The organism is Streptomyces sp. MAI_2237 (genome assembly GCF_054189285.1).
The window spans coordinates 2,025,802-2,045,536 of record NZ_JAJPGQ010000003.1 but is presented as its reverse complement, the minus strand read 5'-3'; the positions used below and the strand labels follow the sequence as shown (position 1 = coordinate 2,045,536).

Sequence of the window (19,735 nt, the reverse complement as noted above, 5' to 3'; positions counted from 1 at the left end):
GTCACGCACCTGCCACCTTACGGAAAAGCACGGCCCCGACGGCCCGGACTCCCCCGCCCCGCGAATCCGCCAATCCGCGGCACCACCTGCTCCGGATTACACCCGGATCGCGGATCACCGGAGCGGGAGGCAAGAGATGGAGCGGACGTCGGCGGACGCCCGGCACGGCTCGCGGGGCGGGTCGCCACACCGGGGACGGACGGCCGTGGTGGGCTCCGGCGTGGCGGGACTGACCGCGGCCCACATCCTGGGCCGCAGCCGTCGCGTCACCCTGTACGAGGCCGACGCGCGGCTCGGCGGGCACGCGCACACCCACGAGCTGGTCTCGGCCCTCGACGGCCGGATGCACCGGGTGGACTCCGGGTTCATCGTGCACAACCGCCGTACCTACCCGCGTCTGCTGCGGCTCTTCGACGAACTCGGCGTCGCCACGCAGGAGTCGGAGATGAGCATGTCGGTGCGGTGCGAGGGGTGCGGGCTGGAGTACGCCGGTGCCCGCGGCCCGGCGGGCCTGTTCGCGCGGCCGGGCAACCTGCTGCGCGGCCCGTACCTGCGGCTGCTGGCCGAGGTGCCGGTCTTCCACCGGGCGGCCCGGCGGCTGCTGGACGCCGGTGGCGGCGACTCGCTCACCCTGGGCGCGTTCCTGGAGCGGGAGGGCTTCTCCGCCTACTTCCGCAGCCACTTCATGACGCCGCTGGTGTCGGCGGTGTGGTCGTGCGACGCCGGCACGGCCCTGCGCTACCCGGCCGCCTACCTGTTCCGCTTCCTGGCCCACCACGGACTGCTCTCGGTGAGCGGCTCCCCGACGTGGCGCACGGTCAGCGGCGGTTCGCGCGAGTACGTCGACCGCATCGCCAAGCAGATCGCCGACGTGCGCACCGGCACGCCCGTGCGGGCGGTGCGGCGGCACGCCGACGGGGCCGACGTCACGGCCGAGGACGGCACGACCGAGTCGTACGACGCGGTGGTGATCGCGGTCCACCCGGACCAGGCGCTCCGCCTGCTGGCCGACGCGACCGAGCGGGAACGGCAGGTGCTGGGCGCCTTCCGCTACTCCCGCAACACCACCCTCCTGCACACCGACACCGAGGTGCTGCCGCGGGCCCGGGGGGCCCGCGCTTCCTGGAACTACCTGATGCCGTCGTGCTCGGCCGGCGCCGACAAGGTGCGGGTCAGCTACGACATGAACCGGCTGCAACGCCTGGACGCCGCCGAGACGTTCGTGGTCACGCTGGGCGGCGAGGACCGGGTCGCCCCGGACCGGGTGCTGGCCCGCATGGTGTACGAACACCCCGTCTACACCCCGGAGTCGGTGGCCGCGCAGCGACGGCTGCCCGAACTCGCCAGTGACGTCTGCTCGTTCGCGGGCGCCTACCACGGCTGGGGGTTTCACGAGGACGGCTGCCGCTCGGGTGTGGAGGCGGCGGCGGCGCTGGGAGTGCGCTGGTGAACGGCGCGACAGACACCCCGGAGGACGCCGTACCCGCCCTGTACTCCTGCTCGATCGCCCATGTGCGGACCGCTCCGCGGCGGTACGTGCTGCGGCACCGCACCTACCTGTGGCTCATCGACCCCGACCGCCCGCCCCGGCTGCCGCGCCCGCTGCGGGTGCTCGCCCGGTTCGACCCGCGCGACCACTTCACCGGTGACGCGACCTCGATCCGGGCCGGTCTGGACGCCTTCCTCGCCGGGCACGGCATCGGGCTGGACGGCGGGCGGGTGCTGATGCTCACCCACGCGCGGGTGTTCGGCCACGTCTTCAACCCGCTGACCCTGTACTGGTGCCACGGCCCCGCGGGAGACCTGCGCTGCGTCGTCGCCGAGGTGCACAACACCTACGGCGGCCGCCACTGCTACCTGCTGCGCCCGGACGCGGCCGGGAGCGCGCGCACGGCGAAGGAGTTCTACGTCTCGCCGTTCTTCCCGGTCGACGGCGCCTACCGCATGCGGCTGCCCCGGCCGGGACCCCGGCTGGACCTGACCGTGCACCTCGACCGCGAGGGCGGCCGGGCCTTCACGGCGACCGTACGCGGCAGCCGGCGCGCGGCGAACGTCCGCACCCTGCTGCGGCTGGCCCTGCGCCACCCCTGGTCCACCCTCGCCGTGACGGCCGCGATCCGCGCCCACGGCATACGCCTCTACCTGCGGGGACTGCCCGTCCAGCCCCGCCCCCGTCACCACCGCGAGCCGGAGAAAGCCACATGAGGACAGCAGAACGACCTACCGTCCCCCTCGGACCCACCGCCGTGGACCCGGCCCGCTGGCCCGACGTGGCCGCCGTGCCCGCCGCCTCCCGGGCCCGCAGCGCCGTCACCGCCGCCGTCGTCCGGCACGCCCTGCGCGAGCTGCCGCTGCGGGTCCGCCTCGCGGGCGGGGAGAGCCTAGGCCAGGGCGGGCCGCTGCTGGAGGTCCACGACCCGGCCGCCTTCCACGCCCGCATCGGCACCGGCGGCCTGGTCGGGTTCGGCGAGTCCTACATGGCGGGCGAGTGGGACGCGCCCGACCTGGTCGCCGCCCTCACCGTGCTCGCCGCGCACACCGCCGACCTCGTCCCGGCCCCGCTGCAGCGGCTGCGCCGCCTTTGGGCGCCCCGGCAGCCGCAGGAGGAGCGGAACACCCCCGACGGCTCCCGCGCCAACATCAGCCGCCACTACGACCTGTCCAACGAGCTGTTCGCGCTCTTCCTCGACGACACCCTCAGCTACTCCTCGGCCGTCTTCCGGGGCTTCCCCGCGAGCTGGGACCGGCTCGCGACGGCCCAGCAGCGCAAGATCGACCGGCTGCTCGACCTGGCCGACGTGCGGGCGGGCACCCGGCTGCTGGAGATCGGCACCGGCTGGGGCGAACTGGCCCTCAGGGCCGCCGCCCGCGGCGCCCGGGTCACCTCGCTCACCCTCTCCCGGGAACAGCGCGCCCTCGCCCTGGAGCGGGTGCGGGCGGCCGGCCTGCAGGACCGCGTCCGCGTCGAGCTGTGCGACTACCGCGAGGCGCGCGGCGAGTACGACGCCGTCGTCAGCGTGGAGATGATCGAGGCGGTCGGCGACGACTTCTGGCCGGTGTACTTCCGGGTCCTGGAGGAGCGGCTGGCGCCGGGCGGGCGGGTGGCACTGCAGGCCATCACCATGCCGCACGAGCGGATGCTCGCCACCCGCTCCGACTTCACCTGGATCCACAAGTACGTCTTCCCCGGCGGCCGCATCCCCTCCACGCGGGCGGTCGAGGAGACCGTCCGGGAGCACACCGGGCTGCGCCTCGCCCGCCGTGACGCCTTCGGCGCCCACTACGCGGAGACGCTGCGGCTGTGGCGCGAGCGGTTCGGCGAGCGGGCGCGGGAGGTCGAGGCACTCGGCTTCGACGAGACCTTCCGCCGGCTGTGGACCTTCTACCTGGCCTACTCCGAGGCCGGGTTCCGCTCCGGCTACCTCGACGTCCAGCAGTACCTGTTCACCAAGGAGAACCCGGCCCGATGACCACCACCCCCAGCACCGCCGCCCGGCCCGGCGCGGCCCACCGGCTCGCCGCCCTCGCGGGGGACGTCCTCGGCGGCCCGCTGCCCTTGCGGCTGCGCGCCTGGGACGGCAGCGAGACCGGCCCGGCCGGCGCCCCCGTGGTCGTCCTGCGCTCCCGCCGCGCCCTGCGCCGCCTGCTGTGGCAGCCCGGCGAGCTGGGCCTCGCGCAGGCCTACGTGACCGGCGAGGTCGACATCGAGGGCGACCTCGCCGAGGGCCTGCGGACGATGTGGGCGTCCGCCCGCGAGCGGGGCCCGCGCCCGCCGCGGCTCACGCCCGCCGACCGGGCCCGCGCGCTCGCCACGGCCGTACGCCTCGGGGTCGTGGGCCCTCCGCCGCCCGCTCCCGCCTCCCAGGCGCGGCTGCGCGGCGGCCTGCACAGCCGGGCCCGCGACCGGGCCGCCATCAGCCACCACTACGACCTGTCCAACGACTTCTACGCCCTGCTCCTCGACGAGACCATGGCCTACTCCTGCGGCTACTGGGCGAGCGAGAAGCCCGGCTTCGCCGCCGCCGACGCCCAGCGGGCCAAGCTGGAGCTGATCTGCCGCAAGCTGGACCTCGTGCCCGGCGCCCGGCTGCTGGACATCGGCTGCGGCTGGGGCTCGCTCACCCTGCACGCCGCCGAACGGCACGGGGCACAGGTCACCGCCGTCACGCTGGCCCGGGAACAGGCGGCGTACGTCCGCGAGCGGGTGCGCGAGCGCGGCCTGAGCGAACGGGTGCGGGTGGTGTGCCAGGACTACCGGGACAGCGAGGGCGGCGCGTACGACGCCGTCGCCACGGTCGAGATGGGCGAGCACGTCGGTGACGCCGAGTACCCGGCGTTCGCCGCCTCCCTGCACCGGCTGGTGCGGCCGGCCGGGCGGGTGCTGGTGCAGCAGATGTCGCGCGGCCCCGGCGCTCCGGGCGGCGGGCCGTTCATCGAGGCGTACATCGCCCCGGACATGCACATGCGGCCGCTGGGCGAGACGGTGGCGCTGCTGGAGGAGGCGGGGCTGGAGGTCCGGCACACCGAGTCGCTGCGCGAGCACTACGCCCGCTCGGTCGGCGCCTGGCACCGCACCCTGGAGGAGCGCTGGGAGGCGTTCGTGCGGCTGGTGGGCGAGGAGACGGCGCGGGTGTGGCGGCTGTACCTCGTCGGCGCGACGCTCGCCTTCGAGGAGGGCCGCATGGGCGTCGACCAGATCCTGAGCGTGCGCCCCGGGCCCGGTGGCGACGGCGGCCTGCGGCGACCACCCACGGCTGGTACGAGGGGCTGGAGAAGCCGTGAGCGGGTTCCCCTGGGGCGCGTTCGCGCTCAACCTCGCCTGGGCCGCCGCGGCGGCCCTCGCGGTCATGCTGGTCACCTTCGCTGTGGCGGTGCGCGTCGGCGTGCACCGGATCGTGGACGTGGCCTGGGGGATCGGGTTCACCGCGGTGGCCGTCACGAGCCTGGCCGCGTCCGCCGGGCACGGGGACCCGGTACGGCGGCTGCTGGTCACGGCCCTGACGGCGGTGTGGGGGCTCCGGTTGGCCGTCCACATCGCCCGCCGCGGCCGGGGACACGGCGAGGACCCGCGCTACGAGGCGATGCTGGCGAAGGCGCCCGGCAGCCGGAACGCCTACGCCCTGCGGATGGTCTACCTGCTGCAGGGCGCCCTGGTGTGGCTGGTGTCCCTGCCCGTGCAGGCCGCCATGTACGTCCCCGGTGCGCCGTCGGCGCTCGCCTGGGCCGGCGCCGCTCTGTGGGCGGTCGGCCTCGGCTTCGAGGCGGTCGGGGACGCGCAGCTGGCCCGGTTCAAGGCCGATCCCGCCAACCGGGGCGCGCTGATGGACCGCGGGTTGTGGGCGTGGACCCGGCACCCCAACTACTTCGGTGACTTCTGCGTCTGGTGGGGTCTGTTCCTCGTCGCGTGCGACTCCCCGGCGGCGGCCGCCGTGTCCGTGGTGTCCCCCGTGGTGATGAGCCTGCTGCTGACCAGGGGCAGCGGGAAGCGGCTGCTGGAGCGGCACATGGCCGACCGGCCCGGCTTCGCCGAGTACAAGGCGCGCACCAGCGGTTTCTTCCCGCTGCCGCCCCGGCAGAGGGCTGGTGCCTGACATGACGGCCCATCTGGTGCCCCTGCGCCGTCCGGCCCGGCCGCGGGCGGCCGTCCTCGTCCTGCACGGCGGGCGGGCGTCGAGCGAGAGCCCCGCCCGGCCCTGGCAGCTCGCCGCGCTCCGCATGGACCCGTTCGTCCGGGCGGTGGCCGCCGCGTCGGCCGACCGGGACGTCCTGGTGGCCCGGGTGCGCTACCGGCTGCGCGGCTGGAACGGCGAGCGCGCCGACCCGGTACGGGACGTCCGCCGGGCGCTGGGCGAGCTGTCCGGCCCGCTCCCCGTGGTGCTGCTCGGCCACTCCATGGGCGGCCGGGCGGCCCTGCGCGCCGCCGGGCACCCGTGGGTGCGGGGCGTGGTGGGCCTCGCGCCGTGGTGGCCGGCCGGCGAGCCGGTGGCGCAGCTGGCGGGCCGGTACGTCGTCGCGCTGCACGGTGACCGGGACCGCGTCACCTCCCTCTCGGAGACGGCCGACTGCGTCCGCCGGGCGCGGGGCACGGCGGCACGAGCGGGACTGGCCGTGGTCGGGGGCGGCGACCACGCGATGCTGAACCGGCCCCGCCTGTGGCACCGCACCGCCTCCGCCGTGGTCGCCCACCTGCTCGACCCGGACGGCACACCGGACCCGCTGCCCGCGGCGTCCTACGGCACGGGCGGCTTCCCCCTGCTGTGAGCGCCCGGCGGCCACCGGGAGGGCCTCCCGGGCCGGCACCGCGGAGGCCGCCGACGGCGTGAGGGACGTGACGCCGATGCGGGTCAGGGGTACGTCGAGTCCCGTCAGCCGTCTGGTGCGCTCCGTGACGTGGGACTGGACGTGCCGCACGGTGTCGGCCAGCGGGGCCGGATAGGGCAGGGTCAGCTTGAGGGAGACCTCGGCGCTCGTGCCCCGTACCGACGCCGTCGAGCCCACCACCCGGCCGGCCCGCGCCTCGGTGGCCGCCCGCTCGGCGATCCTGCGTACCGCCCGCTGCGAGACGGTGGTGGTCCCCCGTTCCGCGGCCGCGGTCATCGGCGGCTCCGCTCGAACGCGTCCCGGACGTCCCGGACGCTGCCACCGCTCTCGGCCCACCGGCCCAGCGCCCAGCCGAGGCCGCCGAGCGCTGCCACGAGCAGGAAGGCGCCGAACCCGCCGAAGTAGCCGGCGAACGCGAGAGCCATGCCCGCGATCATCCCCATGAACGCCGTGCTCATCCCTGGTCCCCTTTCACCCGGATCCACCGCTTCGCCTCGACGCCGCTACTCCACGCGGACCCCGGCCGTGGTCTCGGGCTCCTCTTCCTCGGGCAGCCGCACGTCGTTGACGGTGATGTTCACCTCGACGACCTCCAGCCCGGTGATCCGCTCGACCGCGGAGATGACGTTCTCCCGCACGTCTCGGGAGACGTCCGTGATGGCGACGCCGTACTCGACGACGAGGTCGAGGTCGATGGCGGTCTGCCGCTCGCCCACCTCGACCTTGACGCCGCGGCCGATGTTGGGGCGCCCGCCGGGGACGCGGTCGCGCACCGCGCCCATGGTGCGGGACAGGCCGCCGCCCATGTCGTGGACGCCGGGGATCTCGCGGGCCGCGATGCCCGCCACCTTCACGACGACCACGTCGGCGATCGACGTGCGGCCGCGGTCGGCGGCCGGCTGGTCGGCGCCCGTCGCGCCGCCGGACACGGCCGTCGTCTTCGCCGGTGCCCCGCCCGTGCGCGGCGTGGACACGTCCTTGGCGGTGAGTGCGGTCTGGGGGGTCTGCGTGGTCATGGCGCGTTCCTTTCCTGGCCGTCTGTGGTCTCACTTCGTTGGACCCGCCGCGGCCGGCCCTGTGACGCGGAAAACGGAAAAAGGGGCCGAACACCACCGCGCGAGTGGTGCCCGGCCCCTGAGGAGGCGTCAGCTGGTCGGCATCAGGACCGAGTCGACGATGTAGACGGTGGCGTTGGCGGTCTTGACGTTGCCGCAGACGACCTTGGCGGAGTCGTCGACGGTGTAGGACTCGCCGGAGCCGGCGGTGGTGAGCCTGGACTTCTCCAGCGTCTCGTAGGAGCCCTTCTCCAGGTCCGCGGGGGTCAGCTGCTTGCCGACGACGTGGTAGGTGAGGATCTTCGTCAGTTGGGCCTTGTCGTTGAGGACCTTGTCGAGGGTGGCCTTGGGGATCTTGGCGAAGGCGTCGTTGGTCGGGGCGAACACCGTGATGTTCTGGGCGTTGTTGAGGGTGTCGACCAGCCCGGCCTTCTTCACCGCGGCCACCAGCGTGGACAGCGCGGGGTTGTTGGAGGCGGCGGTGGCGACCGGGTCCTGCGCCATGCCGTCGAAGGAACCGGCACCGTCCTTCGGCACCGCCGAGCAGGCCGCTCCGAAGGGCTTGTCCGCCGAGGTGGTGCTGCCCGCGCCGGTCATGCCGTCGTCCGACGCGGAGGCAGAGGCGGACGCCTTCGAGGAGGAGTCGGACTTGGCGGAGTCGCTGCCGCTGTCGGAGCAGGCGCTCAGGGCCAGCGGCAGGACGGCCGCGGCGGCCAGGGTGACGGCGGTACGGCGGATACGGGTGTTCATCATGTTTCTCCTGTCGGGTCCCGCGGCGAGAGCCGCGGTCGTACGGGGATTCGGGAAGGTGGTCTGCGGGGACGGGTCAGCCGACGGTCACGACCACGGAGTGCCATCCACTGGCGCCGTCCGGGACGGTCCGGGTGCGTTCGTCGGTCTGGAGCCGTCCGGTGCGGTCGGTGGCGCGCACCGTGAGGGTGTGGCTGCCCTTGGTGGCCTGCCAGGGGAAGGACCACTGGCGCCAGGTGTCGCGGCTGTCCTCGGCGGCGAGCCGGGCCTCCCGCCAGGGCCCGTCGTCGACACGGACCTCGACCTTGTCGATGCCGCGGTGCTGGGCCCAGGCGACCCCGGCGACCATGACGGTGCCGGTCTTCGGCCGGGCGAAGGGCTTGGGGGTGTCGATCCGTGACTGGGTCTTGACGGGCGCCTTGCGGGCCCAGCCGCGCTTGACCCAGTAGGGGTCGTAGGCGTCGAAGGTGGTGAGTTCGATGTCCTCGATCCACTTGCAGGCGGAGACGAAGCCGTAGAGGCCGGGCACCACCATGCGGACGGGGAAGCCGTGGGCGAAGGGCAGCGGCTCGCCGTTCATGCCGACCGCGAGGAGGGCGTCGCGGCCGTCCATGACGTCCTCGACGGGGCTGCCGATGGTCATGCCGTCCACCGAGCGCGCGACCAGCTGGTCGGCCGGGCCGCCCTTCGAGGGAGGCCTGACCCCGCACTCGGCCAGCAGGTCGGCCAGGCGTACGCCGATCCAGCGGGCGTTGCCGACGTAGGGGCCGCCGACCTCGTTCGACACGCAGGTGAGGGTGATGTCCCGTTCGATCAGCTCGCGCCGCAGCAGGTCGTCGTAGGTGAGCGTGCGGGACCGGGTGACGCCCTTGCCGTGGATGCGCAGCCGCCAGGAGGTGGCGTCGACCTTCGGCACCACCAGCGCGGTGTCGACCCGGTAGAAGGAGCCGTTCGGCGTGGTGAAGGGGCTGATGCCGGGGATCCGCAGCGCCGCGCCCCGGGGTACGGCGGCAGCCGGGGAGGCGGGGGCGGGCAGCCTCACGTCGCGGCGGGAGGCCACCGCGTCCCGGCCGGCGGCGCCGCCCAGCGACCGGCCCAGCGCGCCGGCGCCGGCCGAGGCCAGGGCGGCGGCCGTCGCGGTGATCACGAACCCGCGCCGGTCCCACCCCGGGTCGTCGGAGGCCGCCGCCGGCGCGGCCGTGACCGGAGGCCCGGGTGTGAGGCGGCCCGCGAGGACGTAGAGCACCGCCGCGCCGACGACGGCCCCGACGACCGAGGGCAGCGCGTCCGCGGCGCCGCCGGAGTCGGGACGGGTGGTCGCCGCGGCGGCGCCGACGACGCCGAACAGCAGCACTCCGAGGGCGGCGGTGCGCCGGAAACGCAGTGCGGCAATTCCCAGAAACAGCGCGAAAAGCGTCAGTACCGCGAGAATTCCCAGCTGCAGAACGAGTTTGTCGTCGGTGCCGAAACGGCGGATCGCCCAGTCCTTCACGGCGGCGGGCGTGCGGTCGATCGCCGCGCCGCCCACCGCCACGACGGGACCGGCCTGCGGCCTGACCAGACCGGCCACCGCCTCGGCGAACGCGAGCGCCGCGAAGCCGGCCAGCACACCGCTGATGGCTCCCAGCGCCACCGCGGCGGGCCGGATTCGGCGTTCCTTCTCGTTCTCGGTCACGTGGGGAATCCGGGCCCCGAGCCCGCCCGGATTGGCCGTACCCCCGATCTGATGAATTCTTTTTTCCGACCAATCCGAGCCCGAACCGGCTACGGATGAAGAAAAAGCAAACGCACTTCCGCTCCCGGATCGCCCGCCCGCTTCCCCCGCCCCGGGCATCCGCCCGGGCCCCGGCCAGGGAAGTGCTCCGTAACAACGAGGGCCCGGCGCTGTCCAACCTTCGGAAGAACGGACGAGAGGAGCCGCCCCGTGGCGGGGTCCCGCACCCAGAGCACACCAGCGGCCGGCCGGGCAGGTTCCGACGACGCCCTGCTGGCGGTCCGCGCCGCCGAAGGCGACGAGGACGCCTTCGCCCTGCTGGTGCGGCGCCATGCCCCGGCGCTGCTGCGGCTGGCGACGAGTCTGCTCGGCAACCGGGCCGAGGCGGAGGACGCCGTGCAGGACGCGTTCCTCAGCGCCTGGCGGCGGCTGCCGGAGTTCCAGGGCCGCTCCGCGTTCGGCACCTGGATGTACCGCATCGTCACCAACCGCTGCCTGAACGTGCTGCGGGCCCGCAAGCCGGTGACCCCGCTGGACGCGGCGGGCGACCTGCCCGCCGCCGAGCACACCGCGTCCCCGGCCCGCATCACCGAGGCCCGCGACGCGGTCCGGGAGCTGCGGGAGGCCCTCGGCGGGCTGTCGCCCGAGCAGCGGGCCTGCTGGGTGCTGCGGGAACTGGACGGCCGGTCCTACGAGTTCATCGCGGACACGGTCGGAATCAGCCAGGATGCCGTCCGGGCCCGGGTCTTCCGCGCACGCCGTTGTCTGACACAAGCACTGGGGGCCTGGCCATGACCGCTCACACCGACCCGCCGAACAGCGCCGTCACTCCGGGGGACGACGACGAACTCCTGCCGTGCGGACGGCTGTTGTCGCACACCTGGCGGGCCCGGGAGGAACAGGCCGACGACGCCCACGGACGGTCCTGCCCGTACTGCCGGCAGGCCGTCGGGGAACTCGACCGCCTGGAGTCCGCGGTGCGCGGCCTGCGCGACGACACGGCGGACGCCGCCGGTCGGGACGCCGAGCCGCTGACGCGGCGCGTCATGGACGTCGTACGCCTCGAACTGCGTCCCGGCCGTCCGCTGCCCCTGGGGGAGCCCGCGGAGGACCTGTGGGTCATGGAGGCGGTCGCGGCGCGGGTGCTGCGCGCCGCCGCCGAGACCGTCCCGGGCGTCCGGGCCGGCTCCTGCCGCCTCCTCGACGGCGGCGAGGACGGCACGCCGGAGGGCGCCGTCGAGGCCCGTCTCGACATCCACGCCCCGGTCGACGTCTTCCTGCCGGAGGTCGCCGACCAGGTGCGCCGGCGGGTGCGGGAGGCGGCGGACCGCGAGCTGGGCATGCCGCTGGCGGCCGTGGACATCCGTGTCATCGATCTCGTCGCCGCACCGGCAGACGACGACCAGGAAGGCCCTACCCCATGACCGTGCCCATCGCGCACACGACGCTCGTCGAGGAGGCCGCCGCGGCGGCGGAGGGCGTGCCCGGGGTGGCCTTCCTCAAGCCGGGGCTGGCCGAGCGGCTGCGCTCGGCGCTGTCCCGTCCGGCGCCGCCCGCGGGCAGGGCCCGGCCGGCGGGGGTGCGGATGACCGCGGACGGTGACGACGGCTCCTGGCACGTGGAGATCCAGGTCGTCGTGGCCCGGCAGGCCAGGGCGGTGGACGTGGCCCGGGCAGTCCGCGACCGGGTCCGGGACCGCCTGGCCGCCCTGACGCCGACCCGCCCCGCACCGGCCGTCACGGTGACGGTCACGGGCCGCGTCTGACGGCAGGGAGGCGGTTCCTCGGCCGGCCGGTCAGCTCGGGAAGGACAGGAGTGCGACCGGCGTGGAGGTGGGCTGCTTCGAGCCGCCGCCGGGTTCGACGGTGATGCCCATGCCCGACGCTCCGTCGACCGCTCCCTGCAGCAGGACGGTCTGCTCGGCGCGGTGGGAGTCCATGAGGCCGGCCGAGCGCATGGTGCCGTTGTCGTCGAACCACAGCTGGTAGACCTTGCCGCTGGGCGGCGCGGCCATCCCGGAGACGGCGAAGACGGCGCGGTCCCGGGTGCGGGAGACCACGACGGTTCCGGTGGCGCCGCCGGTCAGTTCGGCGGCTCGCGTCCTGGCGTCGGGCGCGGTCAGCACGGCGGCGATGTCGTCCGTCGCCTGCGTGGCACGGCGCGCCCGGTCCTGGGCGTCCTGCGCCTGCTGGTGCTGCCAGAGGGCGGTGCCGCCCAGCGCCGTGGCGGCCGCGAGGCAGGCCGCCAGCGCCCAGCGGGAGACCGTACGGGTCCGCGGCCCGGTCCGGGTGACCAGGGTCCTGGCCGGTTCGCCCGGGCTGTCCTGGCGGACGGTGCCGATGCGCCGCAGCACCTGCTCGCGCATCGCGGGCGCGGGCGTCGCGGCGGCGGCGAGTCCCAGCCGGGCGGCGGTGGCGCGCAGTTCGGCCGTCTCCTGCGCGCACGCCTCGCAGCCCGTGAGGTGGCGCTCGAACGCGGCGCTCTCCTCGTCCGAGAGGGCATGCAGGGCGTAGGCGCCCGTCAGCCGGTGCAGGTCGGTGGTCGTCATGCGGTCACCCCCAGGCAGTCGCGCAGCCGGATGAGTCCGTCGCGCAGGCGGGTCTTGACGGTGCCCAGCGGAAGGGCGAGTGCCTCCGACACCTCTCGGTAGGTCAGGCCCCGGTAGTAGGCGAGGGTGACGGCCTGGTGCTGGATCTCGGTCAGGGTGCGCAGACAGCGCCGCACCTGTTCCCGCTCCAGCCGGGCCTCGACGTGCTCGACCACCTCGTCGTACTCGGGCACCCGTTCCAGCAGGGACGCCTTGTGGTCCCGGGCCGCCGCGGCCTCGACCGAGCGCACCCGGTCCACGGCCCGGCGGTGCGCCAGCGTGAGGATCCAGTTCATGGCCGTGCCCCGGTCGGGCCGGTAGCGCGGAGCGGTCCGCCACACCTCCACCAGCACCTCCTGAGCCACTTCCTCCGACTGCGCCCGGTCCCGGACGACGGCCCGGACGACTCCCAGGACTCCGCTCGCGACGGCGTCGTAGACGGCGGCGAACGCGTCCTCGTCGCCCAGGGCCACGCGGCGGACCAGTTCCTGCAGATCGGGCTCATGTGCAGGATTTCTGCCGATCTGTACCGCTTCCTTCACCGAGGGCCTCCGTGGTCGGGACATGTCCGGGCGTAATCCGTTCCCGACGGGACACCGGATTGGTTGCGGCGGAGGGGAAAAATGCGCAGGTGGCGGCCGGACCCGGCGAGAGCACAGGTGTCCCCCAGGGGGCGCACAGGCGGCACGGGTAGAGCAGAGGCCGGACGACTTCACGGTCCCACCGGCCGTGACCTGCGCGTTCGCCGTCAGGAACGATCCCTGCCGGGCGGGCGTCTCAGGTACCGTCCGCACCTACGCGCAACCGCCGGATCCGCCGACACCCATGGGAGCCACGCCCGCCAATGGACAGCACCGCAGCCTCGCTCGCCTCTCTGTGGGACCGCGTCTTCGGCACCCAGCCCGACCCCGACCTGTGGGTGGTCCTCGCGACCCTCGTCGCGGCGCTCGCCGTCACCCTCCCGCACGGCGTCTGGCGCATCGCGCGCAACGCCATCACCATCGCCCACGAGGGCGGCCACGGCCTGGTCGCCCTGCTCACCGGGCGTCAGCTGACCGGGATACGGCTGCACTCGGACACCAGCGGCCTGACCCTCTCGCGCGGCAAGCCGCACGGCATCGGCATGATCCTGACCGCGGCCGCGGGCTACACCGCGCCCTCGCTGCTCGGCCTGGGCGGTGCGGCCCTGCTGGGCGCGGGCCACATCACGCTGCTGCTGTGGGTGGCGACGGCCCTGCTCGTCGCCATGCTGATCATGATCCGCAACGCCTACGGCGCGCTCACGGTCGTCCTCACCGGCGGGATGTTCCTGCTGGTGTCGTGGCTGGCGGGACCGCAGGTGCAGGCGGCCTTCGCGTACGCGGTGGTGTGGTTCCTGCTGGTGGGCGGCGTCCGTCCGGCGTTCGAGCTGCAGGCCAAGCGGATGCGGGGCGGCGCGGGCGACTCGGACGCCGACCAGCTCTCCCGGCTGACGCACGTGCCGGCGGGGATGTGGCTGTTCCTGTTCCACGCGGTGTCGCTGTGCTCGCTGATCGGCGGCGGGCGCTGGCTGCTGGCGATGTGACCGGCGCTCCCTGCGGCCCGTGTGCGCGCATATATGCACGGCAATTCCCATGCCGTTCTTTCACCATGATTTCGCCGCATTTGATCAAGATCTCCGGTCACGCCCAGCCACTAAAGTGGGGCGCATGACCGTTAACCCCGCACACACCGCCCTCTGGCCCGCCCCGCACGCGAGCGGAGCCGTCGACGCGACGGTCCACGTGCCCGGGTCCAAGTCGGTCACCAACCGCGCCCTGGTGCTGGCCGCCCTCGCCTCCGAGCCCGGCTGGCTGCGCCGCCCCCTGCGCTCGCGCGACACCCTGCTGATGGCCGGCGCCCTGCGCGCCATGGGCGTCGGCATCGAGGAGGGGGTCGGCCCGGACGGCACGGGCGAGGTCTGGCGGGTGCTGCCCACGGGCCTGCGCGGCCCGGCCACGGTCGACGTCGGCAACGCCGGCACCGTGATGCGCTTCCTGCCGCCGGTGGCCGCCCTCGCCGACGGCCCCGTGCGCTTCGACGGCGACCCGCGGTCGTACGAGCGCCCGCTGCACGGCGTCATCGACGCCCTGCGCGTCCTGGGCGCCCGGATCGACGACGACGGCCGCGGCGCGCTGCCGCTGACCGTGCACGGCGGCGGGGCGCTGGACGGCGGCCCGGTGGAGGTCGACGCCTCCTCGTCCTCGCAGTTCGTCAGCGCCCTGCTGCTGTCCGGCCCGCGGTTCAACCAGGGCGTGGAGGTCCGGCACATCGGCTCCTCGCTGCCCTCCCTGCCGCACATCCGCATGACCGTGGACATGCTGCGCACCGTCGGCGCCCAGGTGGACACCCCGGAGGCGGGCGGCGAGCCGAACGTGTGGCGGGTGACGCCGGGCGCGCTGCTCGGCCGGGACCTGACCATCGAGCCGGACCTGTCCAACGCCCAGCCGTTCCTCGCCGCCGCCCTGGTCACCGGCGGCAAGGTCGTCGTGCCCGCCTGGCCCGCGCACACCACCCAGCCCGGCGACAGGCTGCGGGAGATCTTCACCGAAATGGGCGGTTCCTGCGAACTCACCGAGTACGGGCTGGAGTTCACCGGTTCGGGTGCCATTCACGGTATCGATGTGGACCTCGGCGAGGTCGGCGAGCTGACCCCGGGCATCGCGGCGGTCGCGGCCCTCGCGGACTCCCCCTCGACCCTGCGCGGGGTGGCCCACCTGCGCCTGCACGAGACGGACCGGCTGGCCGCGCTCACCAAGGAGATCAACGAGCTCGGCGGCGACGTCACGGAGACGGCCGACGGCCTGCACATCCGCCCGCGCCGCCTGCACGGCGGGATCTTCCACACGTACGAGGACCACCGCATGGCGACGGCCGGCGCGATCATCGGCCTCGCGGTAGACGGCGTACAGATCGAGAACGTGGCGACGACGGCGAAGACCCTGCCGGACTTCCCCGAGCTGTGGACCGGGATGCTCGGGGCGTAGGGACGTAAGGGAGATGCGCCGCTACGGCAAGCACACCGACGAGGACGACATCCGCGTCCGCCCGGGCCGCAAGGGCACCCGGCCCCGTACGAACATCCGTCCCGCCCACGAGGACGCGGCCGAGGGCATGGTCCTCACCGTCGACCGCGGCCGGCTGACCTGTCTGGTCGACGGCCGGCCCGTGCTGGCGATGAAGGCCCGCGAACTGGGCCGCAAGGCGGCGGTGGTCGGCGACCGGGTGGCCATCGTCGGCGACCTCTCCGGCAAGAAGGACACCCTCGCGCGGATCGTCCGCATCGAGAAGCGCACGTCCGTGCTGCGCCGCACGGCGGACGACGACGACCCCTACGAGCGCGTGGTCGTGGCCAACGCCGACCAGCTCGCCGTCGTCACGGCCCTGGCCGACCCCGAGCCCCGCCCCCGCCTGATCGACCGCTGCCTGGTCGCGGCGTACGACGGCGGGCTGGAGCCGCTGCTCGTCCTGACCAAGTCGGACCTGTCCCCGCCCGACAAGCTCCTGGAGCTCTACGGCGACCTGGACATCCCGTACGTGGTCACCAGCCGCGAGGAGCTGGAGAACGGCGACGCCGCGGATCGGGTGCGCGAGCAGCTCGACGGCAAGGTCACGGCGTTCGTCGGCCACTCGGGCGTGGGCAAGACGACCCTGGTGAACGCGCTGGTCCCGCAGGACCGCCGCCGTCTGACGGGGCACGTCAACGCGGTCACCGGCCGCGGCCGCCACACCACGACCTCCGCCCTCGCCCTGCCCCTCGCCGGGGACGGCGGCTGGGTGATCGACACCCCGGGCGTCCGTTCCTTCGGCCTCGCGCACGTCGACCCCTCCCGGGTCATCCACGCCTTCCCGGACCTCGAACCCGGCACGGAGGGCTGCCCGCGCGCCTGCAGTCACGACGAGCCGGACTGCGCGCTGGACCAGTGGGTGGCCGAGGGCCACGCGGATCCGGCGAGGCTGTACTCACTGCGCCGGCTGCTGGCCACCAGGGAGCGCACGGAGGGCGACTGACCACCGCGTTGTTTGCCTGTACGCCCGCTCGGTAAGTGCATAATCGCACCGAGCGGACATACGGGGAGGACAGCACATGGCATGGCTGCTGGTAGTGGTGGCCGGAATGCTCGAGACGGGTTTCGCCGTGTGCCTCAAGCTCTCGCACGGTTTCACGCGCCTGTGGCCCACGATCGCGTTCTGCGTCTTCGCCCTGGGCAGCTTCGGCCTGCTGACCCTCTCCCTGCGCAAGCTCGACGTCGGCCCCGCCTACGCCGTGTGGACCGGCATCGGCGCGGCGGGCACCGCGATCTACGGCATGATCTTCCTCGGCGACCTGGTCTCCACCCTGAAGATCGTGTCGATCAGCCTGGTGATCGTGGGGGTCATCGGCCTGCAGCTGTCGGGCTCGACGCACTAGACCGCGACCGTCCGATCCCGCCCGGGGCCGGCTCACACCGGCTGCCGGGGCAGAGCCGTGCGCACCAGTTCCCCCACGCCGTCGACGGGCGGCGCGGCCACGCAGGACAGCGCCAGCCTGACCACCAGTTCGCAGGTGCGGGCCAGCTCCGTGGTGTCCGTCCGGTGCGCGCCGGGTCCCGCGAGCACCGCCACGGCCCGGTCGCGGACGATCGCCACGAAGTCGCCGGGCGAGGGCAGCGGGCCGTCGGCCCGGCGCTGGGCAGGCACGGCGGAGGAGGACGGCACGGCGGACAGCGTCGGCGACGGCAGCCGCTCGCTCCAGCAGCCGGTCAGCATGGCCCGTACCAGCGCGTTCTCCTGGGCGGCCGACGCCGTCCACTCGGCGGTCGCGGTCAGCCGCTCGCGGGCGTCGGAGTGGGTGCCGAGCGCCCGCTCCACTCCCGCGAGATAGCCGTCCGCCTCCCTTCTGACCAAGGCCCGGGCGAGCCCCTCCTTGCTGCCGAACTCGTTGTAGAGGGTCTGCCGGGACACTCCGGCCGCCGCGGCCACGTCCACCATCCGTACGGCGGACCACGGCCGGCGCGCCAGCGCCGTGTAGGCGGCGTCCAGTAGGGATTCCCGCGCTGCAGGCATCATCGCCTCCCTGGGGCGGAGCGACTCTGCGCCCAGATTTGACGCGTGCACAGGCACTGTCAAGGGTTCGCGGAAGCACGCGGGAGCGCCCTTCGGCCACCAGGAGCGGTCAGACCGTAATCAGGCCCGTATGGCCCCTCGCGCACCTCGCCGGATAGCGTTCGTCCCATGCCGGACTACCTCGACGACCTCCGATTCGCCCATGTCCTCGCGGACGCCGCGGACGCGGCGACCATGGGCCGCTTCAAGGCCCTCGACCTGAAGGTCGAGACCAAACCGGACATGACTCCGGTGAGCGAGGCGGACAAGGCCGCCGAGGAGCTGATCCGCGGCCAGCTGCAGCGCGCCCGCCCGCGCGACGCGATCCTCGGCGAGGAGTACGGCGTCGAGGGCACGGGCCCGAGGCGCTGGGTGATCGACCCGATCGACGGCACCAAGAACTACGTGCGCGGCGTCCCGGTGTGGGCCACGCTGATCTCCCTGATGGAGGCCGGCGAGACCGGTTTCGAGCCGGTGGTCGGCGTGGTCTCCGCGCCCGCGCTCGGCCGGCGTTGGTGGGCCGCGCAGGGGCACGGCGCGTTCACCGGCCGCAGCCTCTCCTCCGCCTCCCGCCTGCACGTCTCCCGCGTCTCGAAGCTGCCGGACGCCTCCTTCGCCTACTCCTCGCTGTCCGGCTGGGAGGAGCAGGGCCGCCTCGACGGCTTCCTGGACCTGACCCGCGAGGTGTGGCGCACGCGCGCGTACGGCGACTTCTGGCCGTACATGCTGGTCGCCGAGGGCGCCGTGGACATCTGCGCCGAGCCCGAGCTCTCCCTGTGGGACATGGCCGCGAACGCGGTCATCGTGACGGAGGCCGGCGGCACCTTCACGGGCCTCGACGGCCGCCCGGGCCCGCACAGCGGCAACGCGGCCGCGTCGAACGGCCTGCTGCACGACGAGTTGCTGGGGTACCTGAACCAGCGCTACTGAGGCTCCCACGTCACCACAGATGAGCGCGTACGCCCTCAATCGGCCGCACGCGCCCTCTTGTTGACCCCCGCTTTACCTGTCACTCTGAGAGTCCCCCCACTTGTGAACTTGTGAATCCGGGAACTATCTCCCGGGTTCCCTAGGAGGTGGCTCAAGTCCATGCTCGTCCGTGACGCCATGAGCACAGTCGTCCTCACCATCGGCCCCGCACACACCCTCCGTCAGGCGGCCGCCCTGATGGCCGCACGCCGCGTCGGCGCGGCCGTGGTCCTCGACCCGGACGCGGGCGGGATCGGGATCCTCACCGAACGCGACATCCTCAACTCGGTGGGCCTCGGCCAGAACCCGGACGCGGAGCACGCCTCCGCCCACACCACCACCGACGTGGTCTTCGCCGCCCCGTCCTGGACCCTGGAGGAGGCCGCCCGCGCCATGGCGCACGGCGGGTTCCGTCACCTGATCGTCCTCGACCGCGACGAGGCCGTCGGGATCGTCTCGGTGCGCGACATCATCCGCTGCTGGGCGCCCGCCCGCGAGCACGTGGCCCTTCTGCACTGACCACAACCCTGGACGAAGTCTAAAGTCACATTCATTCGCGTCCTGGTCCCCTTCTGTTAGGCTGGCCGTATGAGTGACCTTCTGGAACGGCTGCGCGGACGCGGATGGCGGATGACCGCGCAGCGGCGCGTCGTGGCCGAGGTTCTCGACGGCGAGCACGTGCATCTGACGGCCGACGAGGTCCACTCACGGGCCGTCGCGAAGCTGCCGGAGATCTCCCGGGCGACCGTCTACAACACGCTGGGCGAGCTGGTCTCGCTCGGCGAGGTGCTCGAGGTCGCGACGGACAAGCGCGCCAAGCGCTACGACCCGAACGCGCACCGCCCGCACCACCACCTGGTCTGCGCCCGATGCGGCGCGATCAAGGACGTCCACCCGACGGGCAACCCCCTGGCCGACCTCCCGGACTCGGAACGCTTCGGCTTCACGGTCTCCGACGTGGAGGTCACCTACCGGGGCGTCTGCCCGAACTGCGCGGCATAAGGGCCGGCGGGCCCCTCGCGGGCCCGCACGCCGAACATCCCGTACGCAAACACAGAGGGCCGGAGTCCATTTCTGGATTCCGGCCCTCTGTCTTCAGTAGCGGGGACAGGATTTGAACCTGCGACCTCTGGGTTATGAGCCCAGCGAGCTACCGAGCTGCTCCACCCCGCGGCGATGAACAGAACACTACGTGAGGGAAGAGGCCAGAAGCAAATCGCTTCACCACCGGCAGCT

At 73.7% G+C, this 19,735-nt stretch carries 22 protein-coding genes, 1 tRNA gene and 1 pseudogene; 16 read left to right on the top strand and 8 right to left on the bottom strand.

The genetic code is table 11. The annotated features are described in order from the left end of the window. The first annotated feature begins 136 nt into the window (after nucleotides 1–136). The 6 genes and pseudogenes from LN251_RS19930 (at nucleotide 137) to LN251_RS19905 (ending at nucleotide 6,261) form a co-directional block, all read left to right on the top strand. Nucleotides 137–1,450 carry an NAD(P)/FAD-dependent oxidoreductase gene (locus LN251_RS19930; protein WP_458245586.1) on the top strand — a complete coding sequence of 438 codons (1,314 nt, stop codon included), beginning with the start codon at nucleotides 137–139 and terminating at the stop codon, nucleotides 1,448–1,450. After that, nucleotides 1,447–2,205, top strand: a complete 759-nt coding sequence (locus LN251_RS19925; protein ID WP_458245585.1) for a DUF1365 domain-containing protein — start codon at nucleotides 1,447–1,449, stop codon at nucleotides 2,203–2,205. The genes LN251_RS19930 and LN251_RS19925 overlap by 4 nt, the downstream gene beginning before the upstream one ends. Continuing rightward, complete coding sequence (locus LN251_RS19920; protein WP_458245584.1) at nucleotides 2,202–3,470, top strand: class I SAM-dependent methyltransferase; 1,269 nt, start codon at nucleotides 2,202–2,204, stop codon at nucleotides 3,468–3,470. Before LN251_RS19925 ends, LN251_RS19920 begins: the two co-directional genes overlap by 4 nt. Further along, nucleotides 3,467–4,782, top strand: a pseudogene (locus LN251_RS19915) (class I SAM-dependent methyltransferase). The gene LN251_RS19920 and the pseudogene LN251_RS19915 overlap by 4 nt, the downstream one beginning before the upstream one ends. Continuing rightward, nucleotides 4,779–5,591 (top strand): DUF1295 domain-containing protein, encoded by an 813-nt coding sequence (locus LN251_RS19910; protein WP_458245583.1) that lies wholly within the window; start codon nucleotides 4,779–4,781, stop codon nucleotides 5,589–5,591. The pseudogene LN251_RS19915 and the gene LN251_RS19910 overlap by 4 nt, the downstream one beginning before the upstream one ends. A gap of 1 nt (nucleotide 5,592) precedes the next feature. Beyond that, complete coding sequence (locus tag LN251_RS19905; protein ID WP_458245582.1) at nucleotides 5,593–6,261, top strand: alpha/beta fold hydrolase; 669 nt, start codon at nucleotides 5,593–5,595, stop codon at nucleotides 6,259–6,261. A gap of 332 nt (nucleotides 6,262–6,593) precedes the next feature. On the opposite strand, the gene LN251_RS19900 is transcribed toward LN251_RS19905, so the two are convergent. From LN251_RS19900 to LN251_RS19885, 4 genes are all read right to left on the bottom strand, one after another. Further along, nucleotides 6,594–6,779 (bottom strand): hypothetical protein, encoded by a 186-nt coding sequence (locus tag LN251_RS19900; protein ID WP_063824556.1) that lies wholly within the window; start codon nucleotides 6,777–6,779, stop codon nucleotides 6,594–6,596. A gap of 45 nt (nucleotides 6,780–6,824) precedes the next feature. After that, nucleotides 6,825–7,337, bottom strand: coding sequence for an Asp23/Gls24 family envelope stress response protein (locus LN251_RS19895; RefSeq protein WP_458245581.1), 513 nt, complete (start codon nucleotides 7,335–7,337; stop codon nucleotides 6,825–6,827). A gap of 129 nt (nucleotides 7,338–7,466) precedes the next feature. Beyond that, nucleotides 7,467–8,126, bottom strand: coding sequence for a fasciclin domain-containing protein (locus LN251_RS19890; RefSeq protein WP_458246756.1), 660 nt, complete (start codon nucleotides 8,124–8,126; stop codon nucleotides 7,467–7,469). 76 nt (nucleotides 8,127–8,202) lie between these two features. Further along, nucleotides 8,203–9,801 (bottom strand): molybdopterin-dependent oxidoreductase, encoded by a 1,599-nt coding sequence (locus LN251_RS19885; protein ID WP_458245580.1) that lies wholly within the window; start codon nucleotides 9,799–9,801, stop codon nucleotides 8,203–8,205. 249 nt (nucleotides 9,802–10,050) lie between these two features. Here LN251_RS19885 and LN251_RS19880 point away from each other — a divergent pair, with 249 nt between their 5' ends. Genes LN251_RS19880 through LN251_RS19870 form a run of 3 tightly spaced genes read left to right on the top strand, consistent with a single transcriptional unit; the run spans nucleotide 10,051 to nucleotide 11,605 of the window. Next, on the top strand, nucleotides 10,051–10,635 hold the full coding sequence (locus LN251_RS19880) for an RNA polymerase sigma factor (RefSeq protein ID WP_458245579.1): 585 nt from the start codon (nucleotides 10,051–10,053) through the stop codon (nucleotides 10,633–10,635). After that, the gene (locus LN251_RS19875) at nucleotides 10,632–11,264 is read left to right on the top strand and encodes an Asp23/Gls24 family envelope stress response protein (protein ID WP_458245578.1); all 633 of its coding nucleotides are present in this window, start codon (nucleotides 10,632–10,634) and stop codon (nucleotides 11,262–11,264) included. Before LN251_RS19880 ends, LN251_RS19875 begins: the two co-directional genes overlap by 4 nt. After that, nucleotides 11,261–11,605: an Asp23/Gls24 family envelope stress response protein gene (locus tag LN251_RS19870; protein WP_458245577.1), complete on the top strand. Its 345-nt coding sequence runs from the start codon at nucleotides 11,261–11,263 to the stop codon at nucleotides 11,603–11,605. Before LN251_RS19875 ends, LN251_RS19870 begins: the two co-directional genes overlap by 4 nt. A gap of 30 nt (nucleotides 11,606–11,635) precedes the next feature. Here the strand turns inward: LN251_RS19870 and LN251_RS19865 are convergent, their stop codons facing one another. Together LN251_RS19865 and LN251_RS19860 are read right to left on the bottom strand one after the other, a co-directional pair. Beyond that, nucleotides 11,636–12,388: an anti-sigma factor gene (locus LN251_RS19865; protein WP_458245576.1), complete on the bottom strand. Its 753-nt coding sequence runs from the start codon at nucleotides 12,386–12,388 to the stop codon at nucleotides 11,636–11,638. Then, nucleotides 12,385–12,969, bottom strand: a complete 585-nt coding sequence (locus tag LN251_RS19860) for a sigma-70 family RNA polymerase sigma factor (RefSeq protein WP_058923340.1) — start codon at nucleotides 12,967–12,969, stop codon at nucleotides 12,385–12,387. The genes LN251_RS19865 and LN251_RS19860 overlap by 4 nt, the downstream gene beginning before the upstream one ends. Before the next feature lie 302 nt (nucleotides 12,970–13,271). Between LN251_RS19860 and LN251_RS19855 the strand changes: the two genes are divergently transcribed. From LN251_RS19855 to LN251_RS19840, 4 genes are all read left to right on the top strand, one after another. Next, nucleotides 13,272–13,991, top strand: coding sequence for a M50 family metallopeptidase (locus tag LN251_RS19855; RefSeq protein WP_458245575.1), 720 nt, complete (start codon nucleotides 13,272–13,274; stop codon nucleotides 13,989–13,991). A 124-nt stretch (nucleotides 13,992–14,115) separates the two neighbouring features. Further along, a complete protein-coding gene (aroA, locus tag LN251_RS19850) occupies nucleotides 14,116–15,432 on the top strand; it encodes a 3-phosphoshikimate 1-carboxyvinyltransferase (protein ID WP_458245574.1) in 1,317 nt (438 codons plus the stop codon). A gap of 13 nt (nucleotides 15,433–15,445) precedes the next feature. Beyond that, complete coding sequence (gene rsgA, locus LN251_RS19845) at nucleotides 15,446–16,456, top strand: ribosome small subunit-dependent GTPase A (protein WP_458245573.1); 1,011 nt, start codon at nucleotides 15,446–15,448, stop codon at nucleotides 16,454–16,456. A gap of 76 nt (nucleotides 16,457–16,532) precedes the next feature. Beyond that, the gene (locus LN251_RS19840; RefSeq protein WP_058923344.1) at nucleotides 16,533–16,856 is read left to right on the top strand and encodes a DMT family transporter; all 324 of its coding nucleotides are present in this window, start codon (nucleotides 16,533–16,535) and stop codon (nucleotides 16,854–16,856) included. A gap of 32 nt (nucleotides 16,857–16,888) precedes the next feature. Here LN251_RS19840 and LN251_RS19835 read toward each other — a convergent pair whose 3' ends face one another. Continuing rightward, nucleotides 16,889–17,494 carry a TetR/AcrR family transcriptional regulator gene (locus LN251_RS19835; protein ID WP_458245572.1) on the bottom strand — a complete coding sequence of 202 codons (606 nt, stop codon included), beginning with the start codon at nucleotides 17,492–17,494 and terminating at the stop codon, nucleotides 16,889–16,891. A gap of 165 nt (nucleotides 17,495–17,659) precedes the next feature. On the opposite strand from LN251_RS19835, the gene hisN reads away from it, so the two are divergent. The 3 genes from hisN (at nucleotide 17,660) to LN251_RS19820 (ending at nucleotide 19,501) form a co-directional block, all read left to right on the top strand. Further along, nucleotides 17,660–18,460 (top strand): histidinol-phosphatase, encoded by an 801-nt coding sequence (hisN, locus tag LN251_RS19830; protein WP_058923345.1) that lies wholly within the window; start codon nucleotides 17,660–17,662, stop codon nucleotides 18,458–18,460. Between the two features lie 159 nt (nucleotides 18,461–18,619). Beyond that, nucleotides 18,620–19,018 carry a CBS domain-containing protein gene (locus LN251_RS19825; protein WP_058923346.1) on the top strand — a complete coding sequence of 133 codons (399 nt, stop codon included), beginning with the start codon at nucleotides 18,620–18,622 and terminating at the stop codon, nucleotides 19,016–19,018. 69 nt (nucleotides 19,019–19,087) lie between these two features. Further along, nucleotides 19,088–19,501 (top strand): Fur family transcriptional regulator, encoded by a 414-nt coding sequence (locus LN251_RS19820; RefSeq protein ID WP_058923347.1) that lies wholly within the window; start codon nucleotides 19,088–19,090, stop codon nucleotides 19,499–19,501. A gap of 97 nt (nucleotides 19,502–19,598) precedes the next feature. Here LN251_RS19820 and LN251_RS19815 read toward each other — a convergent pair. After that, a tRNA-Met gene (locus LN251_RS19815) sits at nucleotides 19,599–19,672 on the bottom strand. Between the last annotated feature and the right edge of the window lie 63 nt (nucleotides 19,673–19,735).

Excerpts from the sequence above, each read along its gene's own strand:
- LN251_RS19930 (WP_458245586.1), top strand. The coding sequence starts at position 137 with ATGGAGCGGACGTCGGCGGACGCCCGGCACGGCTCGCGGGGCGGGTCG.
- LN251_RS19920 (WP_458245584.1), top strand. The coding sequence starts at position 2,202 with ATGAGGACAGCAGAACGACCTACCGTCCCCCTCGGACCCACCGCCGTG.
- LN251_RS19905 (WP_458245582.1), top strand. The coding sequence starts at position 5,593 with ATGACGGCCCATCTGGTGCCCCTGCGCCGTCCGGCCCGGCCGCGGGCG.
- LN251_RS19900 (WP_063824556.1), bottom strand. The coding sequence starts at position 6,779 with ATGAGCACGGCGTTCATGGGGATGATCGCGGGCATGGCTCTCGCGTTC.
- LN251_RS19895 (WP_458245581.1), bottom strand. The coding sequence starts at position 7,337 with ATGACCACGCAGACCCCCCAGACCGCACTCACCGCCAAGGACGTGTCC.
- LN251_RS19890 (WP_458246756.1), bottom strand. The coding sequence starts at position 8,126 with ATGAACACCCGTATCCGCCGTACCGCCGTCACCCTGGCCGCCGCGGCC.
- LN251_RS19875 (WP_458245578.1), top strand. The coding sequence starts at position 10,632 with ATGACCGCTCACACCGACCCGCCGAACAGCGCCGTCACTCCGGGGGAC.
- LN251_RS19870 (WP_458245577.1), top strand. The coding sequence starts at position 11,261 with ATGACCGTGCCCATCGCGCACACGACGCTCGTCGAGGAGGCCGCCGCG.
- LN251_RS19865 (WP_458245576.1), bottom strand. The coding sequence starts at position 12,388 with ATGACGACCACCGACCTGCACCGGCTGACGGGCGCCTACGCCCTGCAT.
- LN251_RS19855 (WP_458245575.1), top strand. The coding sequence starts at position 13,272 with ATGGACAGCACCGCAGCCTCGCTCGCCTCTCTGTGGGACCGCGTCTTC.
- aroA (WP_458245574.1), top strand. The coding sequence starts at position 14,116 with ATGACCGTTAACCCCGCACACACCGCCCTCTGGCCCGCCCCGCACGCG.
- rsgA (WP_458245573.1), top strand. The coding sequence starts at position 15,446 with ATGCGCCGCTACGGCAAGCACACCGACGAGGACGACATCCGCGTCCGC.
- LN251_RS19840 (WP_058923344.1), top strand. The coding sequence starts at position 16,533 with ATGGCATGGCTGCTGGTAGTGGTGGCCGGAATGCTCGAGACGGGTTTC.
- LN251_RS19835 (WP_458245572.1), bottom strand. The coding sequence starts at position 17,494 with ATGATGCCTGCAGCGCGGGAATCCCTACTGGACGCCGCCTACACGGCG.
- hisN (WP_058923345.1), top strand. The coding sequence starts at position 17,660 with ATGCCGGACTACCTCGACGACCTCCGATTCGCCCATGTCCTCGCGGAC.
- LN251_RS19825 (WP_058923346.1), top strand. The coding sequence starts at position 18,620 with ATGCTCGTCCGTGACGCCATGAGCACAGTCGTCCTCACCATCGGCCCC.
- LN251_RS19820 (WP_058923347.1), top strand. The coding sequence starts at position 19,088 with ATGAGTGACCTTCTGGAACGGCTGCGCGGACGCGGATGGCGGATGACC.